Below are 18,154 nucleotides of genomic sequence, written 5' to 3' on the forward strand. Positions count from 1 at the left end.
CGAGCGGCCGATTCCGGTCAGTCGTAGACGGCGTCGACCAGAAGTTCCACGGAACGGTCCGGTTCATTGAGAACCGCACGGATCACATGCCGCCGGTCCCAGCGACCGGCGGCCCAGGCGAGGGCCTTGGCCAGCCCGTCGAAGGTCGCCGCGTGCGGGGCACCGTCGGCGGCCACCCACCACGAGACTTCGACGCCGTCGACGGTGAGTTCCTCGTGCTCCCACCACGTCGCCGGGACCTCGGGCACGAGCTCGCGGACGATCGCCGGCACGTCGGCCGCCGTACCCTCGCCGTCGATCTTGCCTTCGGCAACTTCCTGGGCGAGCGGTACGTCGAACAGGTCGCTGAGCCCGTCCGCCGCGGCGCCGGATCCGATCACGAACCCGCCGAGGTCGGCGCGCTGCACCCACATCGGCCCGTCCACGACGACCGCACCATCCGCATCGGTCACCCGGGTACCGCCGTCCGCGTCGTCGTCGGTGTCGAGCACGCGGACCTGGGCCGGCGGGGCGCCTGGGAACAGCTTGAGTGTCCCGAGCCGGTTCCACAACCGCAGGATCGACGCCTCGTCGACATCGCGCTCGGGGTCGGCCAGCCGGTCAAGTACCAGACCGATGCCGTCCGCGTCGAGGTCGCCGACGTCGCGAACCAGGCCGACCGCCGTACGGACCTCAGCATCGAGCCCGGCCGTCCAGGCGGGGGCTTCGTCGAGGAACGTCGCGAGCACCGGTTCGGCGTCGGGGTCCGCGCGTCCGGCGAGCGGTTCGCCGTCGTCGAGCAGGACGTGTTCGCGGATCCACCAGGCGGCGTACGACGGTACGCCGAGCGGCCGGTCGTCCGGGCCGACGACGCGGACCTGGGTGACGAGCGCGCGGCGCAGTTCGGGATCGGAACCCAAGAGTTGCAGGGCTTTCGGCCAGCTGTCGTCGGTGATCCAGTCGAGGTCGCGGATCGCTTCGAGCTCGCCGACAGTGGCGCCGTACCGCGATCCGTCGGGTGCGACGTCGTACGCCCAGTCCTCGATGCCGTCGAGGTCCTGGAGGGCTTCGGGGAGACGGTCGAGGGCGACGTCGGGTGCAGCGACGACGCCGAGCGAGGCGAGGACGCCGACGGCTTCCAGTGCGGGGAGGCCGTAGCGGTCGAGGACGTCGCCGGCGATGGTTGCGACCTCGTCGGCATCGAGCACTGCCTGCGCGTCGGATCCCTCCACGACCAGGGCATTCGCGGGAACGAGGTCGCCGTCGGCATCGCGGAGTACGAGGTCGGACAGCCACCACAGGCCGTCCGCCTGGGTGGGGTCGGCGGCGACCAGGCTGAGGACGGCGTGCGCGATCGCGTCCGGGTCGTCGGCGTCCGCGGCGTGCTCGACGGCGGCACGGACGGCGCCGTCTTCGAGGAGCGATCGCGGGGTAGCGGGGATCGCGCCGAGGCGTTCGAGGACGGGGTCGACGGCATCCGGGTGTACGACGCGCACGCCGTACTCACCGAACGCGGCGAGCGTGTCGACCGGGATCTCGGGTCCGGGCAGGAGAAGACCGCGGGCGCCGCGGACCAGTCGTCCGTCGGCGAGCGGAACCGGGAGGGTGCCGAGCGATTCGCGGATCAGCGGGTCGGTGACCATGGTCGAGAGCGCGGCGTAGAGCGTGCGCCACCAGCCGGGCGGTTCCTCTCCCCCGAGCTGATCCACCACCTCGGCCAACTCGATGCGTCGTACCCGCAGGGCGTCGAGGGCGAGGCGGTCCTCGCGGCGGGCGTGAATCAGCCCCGGTACGAGCGGCGCCAGGACCTCGTTGAACGCTTCGTCGGCGCCGTCCACGACGACTGCCGCGCTCGGCCGCAGGATGGTGCCGTCGACTGCGGGGAGGATCGGGATGTTCTGGAGTACGCGGAGGATCTCGTCGCGGAGCACGCGATCGAGTGCGCCTGCCGCTAGGCCGGTTGGGACCAGCGGCAGTACGTCGTCTCGGTTCTCGGCTCGCTGGCGTAGGAGTTCGGCGTACGACGTCGCCGCTTCCTGGACGAGCCGATCCGTCAGCGGGCCCTTCGCCACGTGTCGCCGAGTGGAGTCGAGTGGGAAGGTTGCTAGGAGCAACACTGGGAGAGAGAACGGTTCGTCGGTGGGAGTGGGCGCGTGGACTACACGCGGTGGTTCCGTGAGGGGGCTACGGGGCAGGGCCCAGACGACTGACCAGGTTGGGCGGGTGCGTTCTTCGGTGGGGCGGTCGGCGAGGAGGTGTTCGCGTTCGGCGGTGGTGAAGGTGCCGGCAGTGCGGTGGACGTGCCAGCGGTCGGCGGCGTTCTCGAGGATCCGGTGGGTGTCGTCGGTTTCGATCTCGAGGCGTTCGAGGGCGGGGAGCGCGAGGAGGAGCGCGTCGTCGGCTTCGGTGAGCAGACGGCGGACGAGATCCGCGGCCGCCTCGTCGCGGAGCGGGAGGATAACCGCCGTGTCGTAGCCGGCAGGCGGTTCCCCTTCAGCCGCGAACGGCAGCCGCAGGACAGGCACCTGCCCGTCCCGCCGCCGCAACTCGGTGTCCAGGGCCGCGCTACCCAGGTCGGCGATCGCTGCAGCAGTATCAGCCTTCGAGAACCGAACACCCCCACTCCGCGACAACACCACCGGCTCATCCGTCACCGCAAGCACAGCCGAAAAACCCACCCCAAACCGCCCCACCGAGGACGGCACCCGGTCGTTGCGTTTGGCTGAGGCTCGGAGGGTGGCGAGGGACTGCACGCCTTCTGCGTCCAGTGGTGCGCCGGTGTTGGCCACTACGAGCGTGTTGGCGCGGAACTCGTACAGGACGCGGCCCGGTGTGCCGGCGCGGGTGGCTGCGTCGGCGGCGTTCTGGGCGAGTTCGATCACCAGCCGGTCGACGTACCCGCCAAGCGCGAGTTCCTCCTCGGCGTTCGCGTCCTCCCGGAACCGCACAGGCGCCGACGCCCACCCAGCCAGCACACGCTCGCGGATCCCCGCACTACCAAATACATCGCCAGTCACCGGGGCAGTATGTCGCACCCCCGGGCACCCGCCTCTGTCCCAACGGGCAGTGGACTGTGGGCGCGCAGCTGCCTCCGCGATCCCGCCCCGGTCCCGCGCCACCGACCAGCCGCTGAACAAGAACGGATATCCCCGCTTGTGGTGGGTTCTCCGCTGGTACACCAGGGGAGAACCCCCAACGCGGGGGGATATCCGGCCCCGTACGGACCCCGACCCGCCGGGTCCGGGGTTATTGGAAGGGGCAACCTGGGTTGGGGGCGTCTTCGGAGAGGGGGCTGCCGGTGGGGAGGACGTAGAGGACGTCCAGTACGACGGGCTTGGTGCCGAGGTTGCGGCCGACGTGGACGTGGTCGGTGCCGCTCGGCTCGGTGAACGCGGCGCCGGCCTTGTAGATGCCGTCCGTCGTGCAGTCGTGGTCCGAGTGGGTCAGCGGGCCGGCCTTCACGAACGCGTACAGCGTGCCGTCGTGGAAGTGCCACCCGGTCGTACCGTCCGGCTGGATGGTGATCTCGCGCAGCACGTAGTCGGTCCGCCCGATCGTCGTCTGGGACAGGATCGTCCCGGTGACACCCGATCCCGGCGTCGCGTCCGCGGCGGACGGGATCAGGCCGATCACGAGGCCGCCGGCGGCGACGGCAGAGAGCGCTCCCCGAATGAACATGCGGTGGTTCCCTTCGTTTCACAAGAGTGTTCGGCAGAACTGTCGGCTCATGGTGGCAGGTCATCTATCGTGGTGCGGTGATCGCTTCCGGCAGTCGGTACGTCGCACTCGGCAGCTCGTTCGCGGCCGGACCGGGGATCCGCCCGATCGTGCACCCGCCCGCGGGCCGCTCGGGCAACAACTACGCGCACCTCGTCGCGACCGAGCTCGGCCTCGATCTCGTCGATGTCTCGTACTCCGGCGCCACCACCGCGCACGTGCTCGACACCCCGCAGGATGAGGCGGCGCCGCAGCTCGACGCGCTGACGCCGGAGACCGCTCTCTTGACGATCACGGTCGGCGGCAACGATCTCGAGTACGTCGGAACGTTCCTCCGCGGGAGCTTCCTGAACACGGTCGCGAAACCGGCGTCGCTCCTCGGCCGCCGGGTGGCGAACCGGATCCGCGCGCGGGTCAGCTACCTCAAGGACGAGTCGGCGTACCAGACCGTCACGGATTCGCTGACCACGGTCGTCGAGAGAGCCAGAGAGCGCTCTCCGGAGGCGCGGATCCTGCTGGTCGACTACCTGAGTCTGGTCGGACCGGCGACGCGGCCGCGCCTCGACGTGCCGCTGAACGAGGAACAGCTGCCGAGCATCGCGCTGATGGCGGACGGTCTCGCGGCTGCGTTCGCGAAGGCGGCCGCCGCCTCCGGGGCCGAGCTGGTGGCGGCGTCGGCGGCGAGCCGGGAGCACGCGATCGGTTCGGCCGAGCCGTGGACCACCGGGTTCACGCTGCGGCCGTCCTATCTGGGCGGCCACGTCTCGTACCACCCGAACGCGGCCGGTATGCGCGCCGTCGCCGACCTGGTTCTCGAAACGCTCCGCACATGAAGGTGCGCGAGGCAACCATTTCGGATGTCGACGCCGCCGTCGCCACCCTGACCCGCGCCCTGGCCGACTACCCGATGAGCCGCGCGTGCTTCGACCCGGACGGGTACCTCGATCGACTCACGGAGTACCACCGGTTGTTCGTCAGCGGCATCGGGCTGCCGCACGGTCGCGTCTGGGTCACCGACGACGTGAGCGCGGTCGCCGTCTGGCTCCCGCCCGATCTGCCGGCCGACGCTTTCGCGCCGCACGCGGCCGCGTTCCAGGAACTCGCCGGATCCCAGGCGCCGCTCACAGCGGAGTACGGCCAGGCGATCGCGCTCTTCCATCCGCGCGATCCGGTCTGGCTCCTCGCACTCGCCGCCGTCGACCCGGACCACCAGCGGCAGGGCCTCGGCCGCGCGGTCATCACCCCCGGTCTCGCGACCGCGGACGCCGCGCACTCCCCCGCATTCGTGGAAACCCAGGACCCGGCGAACATCAGCTTCTACGAGTCACTGGGCTTCACCGTCATCGCCGAACTGGAACTCCCCCACAACGGCCCGATGCACTACTCCCTGTACCGCGCCGCGCGTTAAGGGGTGTGGACGTACGGCGTTGTGGTGGTGACTGCGAGGAAGCCGAGGCGCTGGAGGATCGGGGAGCTGTCGTCGGAGGCGTCGACATGGAGGTACTTGTAGCCGAGCTCGACCGCCCGTACCGCGCGGACCGCGACCAGCGCCTTGTAGATGCCCTTGCCACGCCACTCGGCGAGCGTCGAGCCGCCCCACAGACCGGTGAACTCGGTGCCCTTCTTGTACACGGCCCACGCGGCAGAGACCACCTGGCCGTCGGCCTCGGCGACGTAGACGTCGGTGCCGCCCGCGTGCCGGCGTACCAGGTCGTCGGTCAGCCAGGACCAGTCCTCGCCCCAGACCGTCGACTCCATCGCGGCGATGCGCTCGAAGTCCGCGCGCTCGCCAACGAGCCGGATCGTGATGCCGTCGACCACCTCGCGACCCTGCAGGCGCTCCGCGACGGCTGCGCTCTCGGCGACGAGTACGGTTTCCTGCTCCTCGGGCTCGAACCCGGCGGCCTTCAGCCGGTCCGGGAGGTCGGCCGGCTGGTCGTGACCGCGCAGCTTCCACTCGACGGCCTGTCCCTTGGCTGCGAAGTAGTCGCGCTGCCGGGCGATCAGGGCGTCGATCTCAGCGCCGTCGAGACCGTCGAGAGAGCGGTAACTCACGAAGCCGCGGCTCGGGTACTCGACCCGGATCACCGGCCCGTCGGTGCTCGTCGGCACGTCCGCGGTCTCGCTCGTCCCCCGCAGCTGGTCGTCGTACGCCGCGAGCAGGTCGTTCTTCAGGGCATCAGTCACGGGAGGACTCTGGCATGCCGCGCCCAGATCCGCCTCACATTTCGTCCTGCTGAGAGCTTGCGCGCCTTCCGCACGGTACGGCGACCACGCCCGGCCGGCTCGCCGAGGCCGTGCTCGTTCTCACGCTCGGCGTTCGCGAAGTGGCTCAGTGACACCATCAGGTTCAGCGGTTCCATCGGTCCGTCCTCCGGTCTCTCGGTGCTTACACCGGTACGTCGGACCAGACCGACACAACTTGACATGCGACAGCTAGGAATCTTTCTCGGTGATCAGCACGAGGCGCCGGAGCAGGCTGTCGAGGCGGGTCCGGTCGGCTGCGGGCAGCTGGTGGATCAGTTCCTCCTCGACCCGCAGGATGTCGCCGATTCCGCGCTCCCAGAGAGCGCTCCCCGAGCGGGTCAGCGTCGCGACGACCTTGCGGCGGTCATCGCGGTCGTGCGTGCGTTCGACGTACCCGCGGCTCTCGAGCGCGTCCAGCCGATTGGTCAGTGCGGCCGGCGACATGCCGAGCTGCCGGGCCAGCTCGCCGGGCGTCGCACGGTACGGCGTACCACCGCGACGCAGCATGTGGAGCGTCTTGAACTCCCACAGTTGCAGCCCGTACGCCGCCAGCACGGCTTCCCGCCGGCGCTCGAGGTACCGCGTCAGCACCTGGAGGCGGACGGTGATGCCTTCGACGTCCCGGTCGAGGTCGTCGAGCTCCCCGGCCCAGAGATCGACGTGTGCGTCTACGAAGTCCTTCACCTGACTAACTTTTCAGCCACTGAAGGTTAGTTGTCAAATATTTCGATGTCGAAATACCGTGTCACCCATGAGCCAACTCGCAGCCATCGAGGTCGCCACCGCCGCCGCCCACCTGATGCGCGCCGGCCAGTGGGCCGCCGCGACCGACCTCCTGACCGACACCCGCCCCGACGACGACGCCGAGCGTGAAGTGATCGCGCTGGCGCTAGCCGAGGTCACCGTCGATCAGGACTTCGGGCAGCAGACCGACCACGCCTCTGCCGCACTCGCCGCCGTGCCCAACGATTCCTGGGATCTCGCGATGCTCAAGTTCCGCAAGGACTACGCGAGCGCGCTGTTCCAGTCCGGCGGCAAGAACCTGAGAGAGCGCGTTCTCACGCTCATCGACGACGCCCCGGACGACGGCCGCCGCGGCACCGCGCACTTCTGGGCCGGCGCGATGGCCGACAACGTGTACGAGCAGCCCGCGGAGGCCATCACGTACTACGAGATCGCGTTGGAGCTTGGTGAGAAGTGCGACGACGAGTGGCTGGTGTCCATGGCGCTGAGGCATCTCGGGTACCACGCCCACGCGGCCGGCGATCTGGCGCTCGCACGGACACAGTGGGAGCGCTCGACCGAACTTCTCCAGAACGCCGGGTACCTGCGCCCCGCACTCGCCCAGCAGGCCATGCTCGCGGTCCTGCTCCGCGACGAGGGTGATGCGGCGGGATCACGGGCGCTCGCGACCGAGGTCAACCGGTGGGCCCGTCAGCTGGGCATCCCGTTCATCATCCAGGAGACCGCGGAACTCATGGCTTGAGCGGTACGCCGAACTGCGCAGGAACGCCGGCGCTGAACACGACATGATCCGGCGGGCGGTCAGGTGGCACGAGGCCCACGGACCGCAACAGCCCGTCGACGTCCAGCGCCGTAAGGGTTGCGGAGTGGAGGATCCAGGGCGGGTGATCGTTCGGCAGGTACCAGGTGCGACCGGCGCGGTGGACGTGCAGTCCCCACCGTGCGGTAAGGAAGTCCTCCAACGGCCCGGCCTGCAGGCGCTCCCCCATCTCGACGCCGACGAGGCCTTGCGCGCCGGACTGCCGGACAGTCGACGTGTACGTGTGGTGGCTGCCGTGCCGTTCGTGGCACATCCGCGCCCAGCGGTACGGGAGGCCGAAGACCGTGCGCGCGGTGGCCACCACAGCGAGCCGATTCGCGTCGAGGCTCAGGAACACCACACCGCGCCGGCCCGTCTCGTCCACGGAGTACAGCCGGATGTTCGTCTCCAGGAACGATCCGAAGTACGGAACGGACGGGCCGTGCGGGAGTCCGGTGCCGACCATCCGGAACGGGACCAGGCCGACGTACGTGCGTCCGTCGAACGTGTCCGGCCTGGTCCCCGGCGGGAAGAAGTGCGCGACGTCGGCCGGCCCGAAAGCCCAATGCACAAAGGTCAGATCCAGCCACCGCTGCCGCAGGATCCGCGGCCGCGACAACCCCGGCGCCACCGGCCAACTCATACCATCGAGCGTAACCTCCTAGGACGAGAACGCTGCGTCGAAGGACGCGGTTGGTGGGTCGAAGGCGAGGGAGCGGACGAACTGCAGGGCTTCGGCGGCGCCGACCAGGCGGTCCATGCCGGCGTCTTCCCACTCGACCGAGATCGGGCCGTCGTACCCGATCGAGTTGAGCATCCGGAAACACGCCTCCCACGGGACGTCCCCGTGCCCGGTCGAGACGAAGTCCCAGCCGCGGCGCGGGTCGCCCCAGGCGAGGTGCGATCCCATCCGGCCGTTGCGCCCGTTGCCGACCTGGCGCTTCGCGTCCTTGCAGTCGACGTGGTAGATCCGGTCCTTGAAGTCCCACAGGAACCCGACCGGATCCAGGTCCTGCCAGACGAAGTGTGACGGGTCCCAGTTCAGCCCGAACGCCTCCCGGTGCCCGATCGCCTCCAGCGTCGCGGTCGTCGACCAGTAGTCGTACGCGATCTCCGACGGATGCACCTCGTGGGCGAACTTCACACCCACCTCGTCGAACACGTCGAGGATCGGGTTCCACCGGTCGGCGAAGTCCTGGTACCCGGCCTCGAGCATCGCCGGCGGCACCGGCGGGAACATCGCGACCGTCTTCCAGATCGACGACCCGGTGAACCCGACGACCACGTCCACGCCGAGCGCCCGCGCCGCCCGCGCGGTCGTCTTCATCTCCTCGGCCGCCCGCTGCCGGACGCCTTCCGGATCGCCGTCGCCCCAGATGTGCGCGGGCAGGATCGCCTGGTGCCGCTGGTCGATCGGGTCGTCGCAGACCGCCTGCCCGAGCAGGTGGTTGGAGATCGTCCACACCTTCAGGTTGTGCTTCTCCAGGATGTCGAGCCGGTCCCGGACGTACGCCGGGTCCTCGGCGGCACGTCGTACGTCGAGATGGTCGCCCCAGCAGGCGATCTCCAGTCCCTCGTATCCCCACGAGGACGCCAGCCGGGCCACCTCCTCGAACGGCAGGTCGGCCCACTGGCCGGTGAACAACGTGATCGGTCGTGCCATGTCCTTCTCCTTGTCGTGTTACTGCAGGGTGTCCCCGGCGGCGTCCGGAGCGCTTGTCCGCCGCCGGGGACTGTCACCGTGGGTCTCGCTGGGCCATCGCCCGTCTGGGGCCGAACCAGCCGGAGCGGCGGCAGGTGTACGGCGGCGAGTACCCACGGCGACGTCATCAGCCGAGCCGCGCCTTCAGGTCCTGGCCCACCGCGGTCAGCAAGGTCCGCGCCGGTACGTCGGCGACGGTCCGGGCGGTGGCCAGGAACAGCGTGAGCGCGATGGTCGCGGGCAAGACCTGATTCCGGGCCGCGGCACGTTCGGCGGTTCTGAGGTGCGTCTTCAGCACCGTGGCAGTTGCCAACGACACCTTTCCGGCAACGCGATAGCGGTCGACCAACTTGACCGCCTCGCCGTACGACGCGACGACGGTGAACGGGACGTTCTTCACCGAGGTGTTCCCGGCAACATCAGTAGCAGTCGCGGTCAGGGCGTGCGCCCCAAGCCCCAGCAGAGCACCGTCAAGTGCTCCCGTTGTCGCCTTGCCGTCCAGGGTCATGACGACAGTTCCTGGTCCGGACAGCGCATCCACTACGGTCGCTTGCACCGAGGTGGTTGAGGCGACGCCCAGGGTCGCCGGCAGTCCGGTGACCGTCGTACTGGGCGGCGTCTGGTCGATCTTCACCGTGACGGACGAAGGCTCCGACACGTTCCCGGCGGTATCACTTCCCCGCACCGCCAGCGTGTGGGTCCCGTCGGCCGTCAGTACGACCGGCGCGGTGTACTCGGACCAGTTGCCGTCGCCAACCTTCTGCTCCAGGTACACCTGACCGGCCTGGTCGTCCGTACCCATCGCAGTCGCGGTCACCGGACCTGTCCACCAGCCCGCTTGTCCCGAGGGGGTCGATGGGTTGAGCGACAGGGTGACGGTGGGTGCTGTCGTGTCGGTGACCCGCTTGAAGTAGTCGAACTTGGCGGTCTTCGATGCTGTCTGATCGACACCGAAGGCGTAGATGCCGAACTTCGCCGAACCCAGCGCAGTGTTCGTCACGGGCGGGAGAGCCGACCAGGTCAGACCGTCCGAACTGTACGACCCGGTGAACGTCGAACCCGACTTCGCCAGCCGGAGATACCAAATGCCCTGAGCAGGGCTGGGCGCGTTCGGCTGCGGGGACTGGACGACATCGGCCACTTCACTGCGGAGCTCGATGCCTCGGGCAACCGTCGATCCTGGGGCGTTCGTCGTCAGGTAGTCGAGTTTCACGTAGTTCGCGTCATCGGCGTACACCAGCAGACCGGCCTGCTGGAACGCCTCGTCGAACGTCGACGCGTCCACCTTCGTCTCGATCGTCCAGTCGCCGTCCGGTGCCCCCTGAAGCATCAGATTCTTCGGGCCTGAGTTGCCGCCGCCGTAGATGTCTCCCTTGCTCGTGTCGATCTCCAGGCCGCCGCCGGTCACCCGGTAGGTGGCTGGATCGGGCCGTACGACGTCCGTCCAGCGGCACGCGTCGAGCGTCGTACCGGCGAACTCGTCGTCCGGTGCGGGCTGCTCGGCGGTGTCGTCGGGCGTGATCGTGAAGTAGTCGAACGACGCCGCGATCGGCAGCGCCGCGGTCCGGTTCGCGAGACCGAACATCCCGATCCGCGGATTCGTGATCCCGGCCAACTGCTTCGTCTCCGGCATCTCGGTGAACGTCGCGCCGTCGGCGCTGTACGCCGCCTTCAGGTTCGCGCCGTCCGACGTGAACCGCACCCAGACGGTGTCCGGGTACGCCGCACCGAGGTTCGCCGTGTTCGACGCGGCCACCTCGTTCGGTACGCCGTTCTCCTCGCGGATGAACTGGAAGATCCGGTCGGCCGCCGAGGGCGATCCCGTGGAGCGGCCCTGGAGCACCATCTTGGCGTAGTTGTCGTCGTCGCCGTACACGATCAACCCGGCCTGCTGGTACGCCAACCGGGCCGGCAACGTCACCTTGGCCGTCGCCGACCAGGCACCCGCGGGCAACGGCTGCAGGACGATATTCGGTGTCCCGGTGTTGCCGGTGCCGTAGATATCCGTTGCTGTCAACGGGATCGACAACGCGCCGTTCCCGACGGACAGTTCTTGGTTGCCTCGAACAACTGCCGACCAGCGGGCGGCATCCAGCGCCGTACCGTCGAAACCATCGGAGCGGCCAGTCAGACAGGTTGGCGCTGATGCTGAGTCGACGGTTACATCTACCTTTGCTGTTCCAACGGCACCTCGCGAGTCGGTTACTGTCGCAGTCACGGTGTGTTTGCCCGGAACGGTGAACGTATGGGAAGCGGTTGGGCCGGTGGCCGTCCCTCCGTCTCCGAAGCTCCAGGCGTAGGTGAGCGGGAGGTCGCCCTCGGGGTCAGTGGCAGCCGCAGTGAAGTCGACGGCCAGAGGCGCCTTGCCTTGAGTGGCCGAAGCTGTGACGGTCACCGCCGGGCGCTGGTTCTCCGTGACGCCCTTGCCGATGAACTTGACCCAGTTGACGTTCAGTTGCCCGGTCGTCTTCACGAAGTACAACGGACCGCTGTCGAGCGACGCGCCACTCATCGCGCCGGTGAAGTCGCCGTACGTCTGCCAACCGCCCGTCGGCGACACCTGGATCGTCGCCACCACCGGGCCGTCCGTCGGCGAGCCCTGGCGAACTTGCACTGTCGCGCCGGCGTCGGGTGACGCGGCCCGGAGCTGGATCTGGTCGATATTCGTCAGGTTGGTCGGCTTCCAACCCCACCAGTCACCGTCCTCGATGAACCCGATGTTCTTCCCGCCGCCCGCGGTGTCACCGGTGTCCTCGACCTGTACGCCGGGCGTCGATCCGGGCCCACCGGTCTCGCTGAAGAACTCCGCTTCCCGCAGCTTGGGCTGGAGCTGGACGATCTTCTGCGTGGTGATCCTGCCGGTCCCGGGCGCACCCTTGTCGGTGTAGGTCACCTTGACGACGCCGAAGATGTTCGCCCCGACGTGGCCCTGGTCGCCCGGCAACGGGAACGTGCCCTCGCAACCGTGGTACTGCTCGTAGTCGTGTGCGTGCTCGTCATGCCCGAGCGCGGGCTGGGTGATGACGGCGTTGCAGTCGACCGTCCCGTCCTCGGGGTCGGTCACTGTCACCTTGTAGTGAATCGTGTCGCCGAAGTCGAAGAACCCGCCGTCGACCGGAGCCTGGATGGTGACAGTCGGCGCCGTGTTCCCGGCCGTGATGGTCCGGTTCGAGACCGCCGTCCGGCCATCCGGATCGGTGACCGTCAGCCGCGCCGTGAAGACACCGGCGGTGGCATAGGTGTACGACGGTTTCGCCTCGGTGCTGTCCGTCGTACCGTTGCCGTCGAAGTCCCACGCCAGCGTCACGGGTTGCCCGTCCGGATCCCGCGACCCGGTCGAGTCGAACGCCACCGTCAACGGCACCGGGCCGGACGTCTTGTCGGTCGCGAACTGCGCGATCGGCGCCCGGTTCCCTTGGATGTAGTCGATCCGGTAGATGCCTGAGTCGGCGTTGTTCCCGCCGAACCCGCTCCCCCACTCGATCACGTACAGCGCGCCGTCCGGCCCGAACTGCAGTGCGTGCGGCCGGATGAAGCTCAGCTTCTGCATCATCCGCGACACGTCCGCGACGCCGCTACGATCGTCGTTCAGCTGCACGGAGAACAGCCGGCTGTCGTTCCAGTCCGCCCAGACCGCCTTGCCGTCGAAGTACTCCGGCCACTTCCGGTCCGACGGGTTCGCGGCGTCGTACTTGTAAGCCCCACTCGTCATCGGGGCGCCGCTGCCGCCGATCTCGGGTACGCCGGTCGTCGACTTCCCCTGCCACATCGTCGCGGGGATCGCCGCGGGCAATTGGCTGATCCCGGTGTTGTTCGGCGACTCGTTGACCGGTGCGTTGCAGTTGAACGTCGGCCCCGACGTACCGGTGGCGAAGTTGTAGTCGTTGTACGGCGTGTTCGCGCCGACGCAGTACGGCCACCCGTAGAAGCCCGGCTGGGACAGGATGTTCCACTCAACCCGGCCGTCCGGCCCGCGCGTCGGCGACACGGCCCCGGCATCCGGTCCGTAGTCAGCGACGAACAGGTGATTGGTGGTCGGGTCGATCCCGATCCGGAACGGGTTGCGGAAGCCCATCGCGTAGATCTCGGGCCTCGTCTTCGCCGTACCTCCTGGGAAGAGGTTTCCAGCGGGAATGGTGTACGAGCCGTCGTCCGATGGGTGGATGCGGAGGATCTTCCCGTTCAGCACATTGCTGTTGGCGGCCGACCGCTGCGAGTCCCACGCGGCCCGGCCGGCCCGCTCGTCGATCGGCGAGTAGCCGTCCGAGTCGAAGGGATTGCTGTTGTCACCGGTCGCGATGTAAAGGTTGCCGTTGCCATCGAACTCGAGCGCGCCACCGGCGTGGCAGCACTGGTCGCGTTGCGTGTCGATCCGCAGAACCTGCTGCTCGCTCGTGAGGTCAAGGGTGTCACCAGTCACCTTGAACCGCGAGACCCGGTCGAACGGCTCCGCGCTCACCGGCGAGTAGTACAGATAGATGAACCCGTTCGCCGCGAATCCGGGGTCCAGAGCGAGACCGAGAAGCCCGAATTCCTGGCCGGTGTAGACATTCAGCGTCCCGGCGGTGACGACCGAGCCGTCGGTCTTGACGATCTTCACCGCGCCGTTCCGGTCGATGTAGAACACCCGGCCGTCGTCGGCGATCGACAACTCCATCGGGTTCGACGTGTCGTCGTCCAGCGTGACCTTCTCGTAGCTGTCGCTCAGCGATGCGCCGCAGTCCGCCGGCTCCACACCGGCCGCGGTCTTGATGCCGCCGAGCAGTTGTTTGCGGAACGTCGGATCGGCGTACGACTCGATCGTGTGCCCCATGCCCGTGTACCAGGCGCGGCCGCCGTCGTAGTCCTGGCACCAGGTGATCGGGTGCTCGGGGCCCATGTTGCCCCCGCTGTACGACGTTTCGTCGAGCGACGCGAGCACATGGACGGTGCCGCGCGGATTGGTCCGGTAGTTGTACCACTCGTCCGTCCGCGGCCACAGCGTCGGCGCATCCTTTGTTGACGGGTGGGCGTGGTCCTCCACCTTCACCGTCGCGGTCGGCGTACCGGCAGGGTGGCTGTCGAAGTAGCTGCCGACGAGCTGCCCGTACCAGGGCCAGTCGTACTCCGTGTCGGACGCCGCGTGGATCCCGGCGTACCCGCCGCCGCCCCGAATGTACCGCTCGAACGCGGCCTGCTGGTCCGCGTTCAGGACGTCGCCGGTCGTGGACAGCCAGATGACGACCTCGTACTTCGCCAGCTCGGTGTCGTTGAACATCGTGGCGTCCTCGGTCGCGGTGACCGTGAAGCCGTTCTCGGTCGCCAGGTCCTTGATGGCCTGGATGCCGGCCGGGATCGAGTCGTGCCGGAATCCGGCGGTCTTGCTGAAGATCAGGGCGTTGAAGGTCTCGTCACCGTGCCCGGGATGGGCCCGGGCCGGTAGTGGGGTCAGTAATGCCGCGAACAGGGCGAGCACGAGAGCGCAGATCAAAGCGCCGTGCTTGCGTAGCTGGATCATGCGGAGCTCCTCATGGGTCGGACAAGGACGCGCGCTCCATCAACTACAAAGTCCCGTGCTCTGCCCTGCGCGGGATGTACTGCTAGCGGATCAACGGACGCCGAGCAGGTGCTCCATCGCCAGCTGGTCCAGCCGTTCGAACGCCAGACCACGCTCGGCCAGCGCGTCCGGGTCGTACTTCTCGTTGCGAAGGTCCGCCAGCGACTCACCCTCGGCCAGGGTGGACTCCGACAGTTCCGCGACCCGTGCCGCGGCGAGTGCCTCCGCGACCTCGGGATCGGCACGGAACGCCTGCACCTTGTCGCGCAGGATCAGGTAGTTCCGCATGCAGCCCCGCGCGGTCTCCCAGACGCCTTCCTCGTCCTCGGTCCGCGGCGGCTTGTAGTCGAAGTGGATGTAGCCCTCGTACGCCGGGTAGCTCCCGGCTCCCTGCAGTACGTCGACGGTCCAGAACGCTTCGCGCAGGTTCCCGGCCCCGAACCGCAGGTCCTGGTCGAACCGCGGACCGTGCTGCCCGTTGAGGTCGATGTGGTACAGCTTCCCGTGCCACAAGGCCTGTGCGATCCCGTGCGCGTAGTTCAGCGACGCCATCTGCTCGTGCCCGACCTCGGGGTTGATCCCGACCAGCTCGGGGTCGGCGAGATCGTTGATGAAGGCGATCGCGTGCCCGATCGACGGCAGCAGGATGTCGCCGCGCGGCTCGTTCGGCTTCGGCTCGATCGCGAACCGGATGTCGTAGCCCTGCTCGCGCACGTACGCGCACAGAAGGTCCATCGACTCCTTGTAGCGATCGAGCGCGGCCCGCACATCCTTCGAGCCGCCGGACTCCGCGCCTTCACGACCGCCCCAGAGCACGTACGTCGTCGCGCCCAGCTCGGCCGCGAGGTCGACGTTGCGCAGCACCTTCGACAGCGCGTACCGCCGTACCTGCCGGTCGTTGGCGGTCAGACCGCCGTCCTTGAAGACCGGGTGGGCGAACAGGTTGGTGGTCATCATCTCGACGACCAGGCCGGTGTCGGCCAGCGACTTGGTGAAGCGTTCGAGCGTCTGGGCCCGGGTGCTGTCGTCCGGTACGACGTCGTCGTCGTGGAACGTGACCGCGGCAGCGCCCAGCTCCGCGAGCTTCTCGACGGCGTGCACCGGGTCCATCGCCGGGCGTACCGCCGTACCGAACACGTCGACGCCCTGCCATCCGACGGTCCACAGTCCGAAGGAGAACTTGTCGTCCTTCGTAGGGGTGAAGCTGTTCATTCAGGAATCTCCTGCCATTGTCGGGATGCCGAGCTGGCCTCGACCGCGGCCAGCACGCGCTGGACTCGCAGCCCGTCGGCGAACGACGGTTCCGGATCGGCGCCTTCGGCGATCGCGGTGACCAGGTCGACGACCTGATGGGTGAACCCGTGCTCGTAGCCGAGCAGGTGGCCGGGTGGCCACCACGCCGCGACGTACGGGTGGTCGGGTTCGGTGGCGAGGATGCGGCGGAAACCGGCCGTCCTCGAGTCTTCGGTGGCGTCGTAGTAGTGCAGGAGATTCATGTCCTCGAAGTCGAACGCCAGACTGCCGAGGCTTCCGTTGATCTCGATCCGGATCGCGTTCTTCCGGCCGGTGGCGAAGCGGGTCGCTTCGAAGACGCCCAGCGCGCCGGAACGGAACGTGGCCAGGAAGACGGCCGCGTCGTCGACGGTGACGGGTCCCCGTTCGGATCCCGCCGTACCGGCCAGGCCGGAGTGCTCCGCGGCGACCGGGCGTTCCTTGACGAACGTCTCGAGCCGCGCACTGACCTCGCCGATCGTGTCGCCGGTGATGTACTGCGTGAGGTCGATGATGTGCGCGCCGATGTCACCGAGCGCGCCCGACCCGGCCTTCTCCTTGTCCAGCCGCCACGACAGCGGCGCTTCCGGATCGGCGATCCAGTCCTGGAGGTACTGCGCCCGGACGTGCCGGATCGTGCCGAGCTTGCCGTCGGCGACGAGCCGCCGGGCCAGCCCGATGGCCGGCACCCGGCGGTAGGTGAACCCGACCATCGACCTGATCCCCTGCGCCTTGGCCTTCTCGGCGGCCGCGGTCATCGCCTCGGCCTCCTCGACGGTGTTGGCCAGCGGCTTCTCGCACAGGACGTGCTTGCCGGCCTCCAGGGCTGCGATCGCGATCTCGGCGTGGCTGTCGCCCGGCGTGCACACGTCGACCAGCTGGATGTCGTCGCGACCGAGCAGCTTGCGCCAGTCGGTCTCGGTCTCCTTCCAGCCAAGCTTCGTCGCGGCCGCTCGAACAGCCTCGGCGTTGCGGCCGCACAGCACGTTCATGGCAGGGTCCAGCGGCAGGTCGAAGAAGCGCGGTGCGCTCCGCCAGGCCTGCGAGTGGGCCGCCCCCATGAACGCGTAGCCGATCAGGCCGATGCCCAGGTTCTCCATGACTCTCCTAGCTCTCGAATGCGGTGGGCAAGTACTGGTCCACGTTGTCCTTGGTCACCACCGGCGCGTACAGCTGCACGGTGCGCGGCACCTCGACCTCCACCAGGTCGCCGAGGGCCTTCTTCTGCACCAGCAACCGCGCCAGCCGGACGCCGTCGGCGCCTTGCGTGGACGGGTAGATGACGGTGGCCTTGAGCAACGAGGTGCCGGACTTGATGTCCCGCATCACGTTCGCCGAACCGGCCCCGCCGACCACGAAGAACTCCTTGCGGCCGGAGTTCTTGATCGCGGCCATCACGCCGACGCCCTGGTCGTCGTCGTGGTTCCAGATCGCGTCGATCTTCGGCGCCGCCTGCAACAGGTTGGTCGCGGCCTCCTCACCGGACTCGACCGTGAACTTGGCCGCCACCCGGTTGTTCACCTTCAGACCGCAGTCGGCCAGTGCCTCCTTGAAGCCCTTGCTGCGGTCCTGAGTCAACGGCAGCGAGTCGATCCCGGCGATCTCCGCGACCACCGCGTCCTTCTTGTCCTTCAGCTGCTGGCAGACGTACGTGCCGGCCGACACGCCCATCCCGTGGTTGTCGCCGAGCACCGTCGTACGGGCGGCGAACGAGCTGTCGAACTCGCGGTCCACGTTCACGACCGTGATACCGGCCTGCATCGCCTTCGTCGCGACCGGGGTGAGCGCGGCCCCGTCGAACGGCAGCAGGACGATCGCGTCGACCTTCTGGTTGATGAACGTCTCGACCTGGCTGATCTGCAGGTTCACGTCGTTGGTGCCTTCGGCGACGATCAGCTCGACGTCGGAGTACTTCTTCGCCTCGGCCTGGGTGGCCTTGGTGATCGCACCCATCCAGCCGTGGTCGGCAGCCGGTGCGGAGAACCCGATCTTGACCTTCTTGCCGGGCTCGTCGTTCTTCACCGCGGCCTGCTCGGCCGGCTTGTTGCCGCTGCCCTCCTCGGCCTTCGGGGTGTTGCTCGTGCAGGCGGCGAGTGCGAGCACACTCAACCCTGCGATCACGACTGTTCTGGCGGAACTTCGGGACATCGTTGTCCTC

General features: G+C 68.4%; 14 protein-coding genes. 3 read left to right on the top strand and 11 right to left on the bottom strand.

Annotated features, from left to right (window positions below; genetic code table 11):
* Positions 1-17: 17 nt before the first annotated feature.
* The gene (locus ACLJOO_RS32685) at positions 18-2,996 is read right to left on the bottom strand and encodes a sacsin N-terminal ATP-binding-like domain-containing protein (RefSeq protein WP_410791492.1); all 2,979 of its coding nucleotides are present in this window, start codon (positions 2,994-2,996) and stop codon (positions 18-20) included.
* Positions 2,997-3,225: 229 nt separating this feature from the next.
* Positions 3,226-3,657: a cupin domain-containing protein gene (locus ACLJOO_RS32690; RefSeq protein ID WP_410791493.1), complete on the bottom strand. Its 432-nt coding sequence runs from the start codon at positions 3,655-3,657 to the stop codon at positions 3,226-3,228.
* 77 nt (positions 3,658-3,734) lie between these two features.
* On the opposite strand from ACLJOO_RS32690, the gene ACLJOO_RS32695 reads away from it, so the two are divergent.
* Together ACLJOO_RS32695 and ACLJOO_RS32700 are read left to right on the top strand one after the other, a co-directional pair.
* A complete protein-coding gene (locus ACLJOO_RS32695; protein WP_410791494.1) occupies positions 3,735-4,529 on the top strand; it encodes an SGNH/GDSL hydrolase family protein in 795 nt (264 codons plus the stop codon).
* A complete protein-coding gene (locus ACLJOO_RS32700; protein WP_410791496.1) occupies positions 4,526-5,104 on the top strand; it encodes a GNAT family N-acetyltransferase in 579 nt (192 codons plus the stop codon). The genes ACLJOO_RS32695 and ACLJOO_RS32700 overlap by 4 nt, the downstream gene beginning before the upstream one ends.
* Here ACLJOO_RS32700 and ACLJOO_RS32705 read toward each other — a convergent pair.
* From ACLJOO_RS32705 to ACLJOO_RS32715, 3 genes are all read right to left on the bottom strand, one after another.
* Entirely contained in the window at positions 5,101-5,883 is a 783-nt protein-coding gene (locus ACLJOO_RS32705; protein ID WP_410791497.1) for a GNAT family N-acetyltransferase, read from the bottom strand. The two genes, ACLJOO_RS32700 and ACLJOO_RS32705, sit on opposite strands and share 4 nt — an antisense overlap.
* The gene (locus tag ACLJOO_RS32710) at positions 5,880-6,059 is read right to left on the bottom strand and encodes a hypothetical protein (RefSeq protein ID WP_410791498.1); all 180 of its coding nucleotides are present in this window, start codon (positions 6,057-6,059) and stop codon (positions 5,880-5,882) included. The genes ACLJOO_RS32705 and ACLJOO_RS32710 overlap by 4 nt, the downstream gene beginning before the upstream one ends.
* 73 nt (positions 6,060-6,132) lie before the next feature.
* A complete protein-coding gene (locus ACLJOO_RS32715) occupies positions 6,133-6,627 on the bottom strand; it encodes a MarR family winged helix-turn-helix transcriptional regulator (RefSeq protein WP_410791499.1) in 495 nt (164 codons plus the stop codon).
* A gap of 67 nt (positions 6,628-6,694) precedes the next feature.
* On the opposite strand from ACLJOO_RS32715, the gene ACLJOO_RS32720 reads away from it, so the two are divergent.
* Positions 6,695-7,429 carry a hypothetical protein gene (locus ACLJOO_RS32720; RefSeq protein ID WP_410791500.1) on the top strand — a complete coding sequence of 245 codons (735 nt, stop codon included), beginning with the start codon at positions 6,695-6,697 and terminating at the stop codon, positions 7,427-7,429.
* Here the strand turns inward: ACLJOO_RS32720 and ACLJOO_RS32725 are convergent.
* The 6 genes from ACLJOO_RS32725 to ACLJOO_RS32750 form a co-directional block, all read right to left on the bottom strand.
* Complete coding sequence (locus ACLJOO_RS32725) at positions 7,419-8,129, bottom strand: YqjF family protein (protein ID WP_410791501.1); 711 nt, start codon at positions 8,127-8,129, stop codon at positions 7,419-7,421. The genes ACLJOO_RS32720 and ACLJOO_RS32725 overlap by 11 nt on opposite strands.
* A gap of 18 nt (positions 8,130-8,147) precedes the next feature.
* Positions 8,148-9,149, bottom strand: coding sequence for a sugar phosphate isomerase/epimerase family protein (locus ACLJOO_RS32730; protein WP_410791502.1), 1,002 nt, complete (start codon positions 9,147-9,149; stop codon positions 8,148-8,150).
* A 166-nt stretch (positions 9,150-9,315) separates the two neighbouring features.
* Positions 9,316-14,685, bottom strand: a complete 5,370-nt coding sequence (locus ACLJOO_RS32735) for a ThuA domain-containing protein (RefSeq protein ID WP_410791503.1) — start codon at positions 14,683-14,685, stop codon at positions 9,316-9,318.
* 90 nt (positions 14,686-14,775) lie between these two features.
* Positions 14,776-15,936, bottom strand: coding sequence for a xylose isomerase (gene xylA, locus ACLJOO_RS32740; protein WP_410791504.1), 1,161 nt, complete (start codon positions 15,934-15,936; stop codon positions 14,776-14,778).
* Positions 15,933-17,096, bottom strand: coding sequence for a Gfo/Idh/MocA family protein (locus ACLJOO_RS32745; protein WP_410791505.1), 1,164 nt, complete (start codon positions 17,094-17,096; stop codon positions 15,933-15,935). Before ACLJOO_RS32745 ends, xylA begins: the two co-directional genes overlap by 4 nt.
* Before the next feature lie 7 nt (positions 17,097-17,103).
* Complete coding sequence (locus tag ACLJOO_RS32750; RefSeq protein WP_410791506.1) at positions 17,104-18,144, bottom strand: substrate-binding domain-containing protein; 1,041 nt, start codon at positions 18,142-18,144, stop codon at positions 17,104-17,106.
* Positions 18,145-18,154: the final 10 nt, after the last annotated feature.

The organism is Kribbella sp. C-35, from assembly GCF_046549195.1.
GTDB lineage: Bacteria > Actinomycetota > Actinomycetes > Propionibacteriales > Kribbellaceae > Kribbella.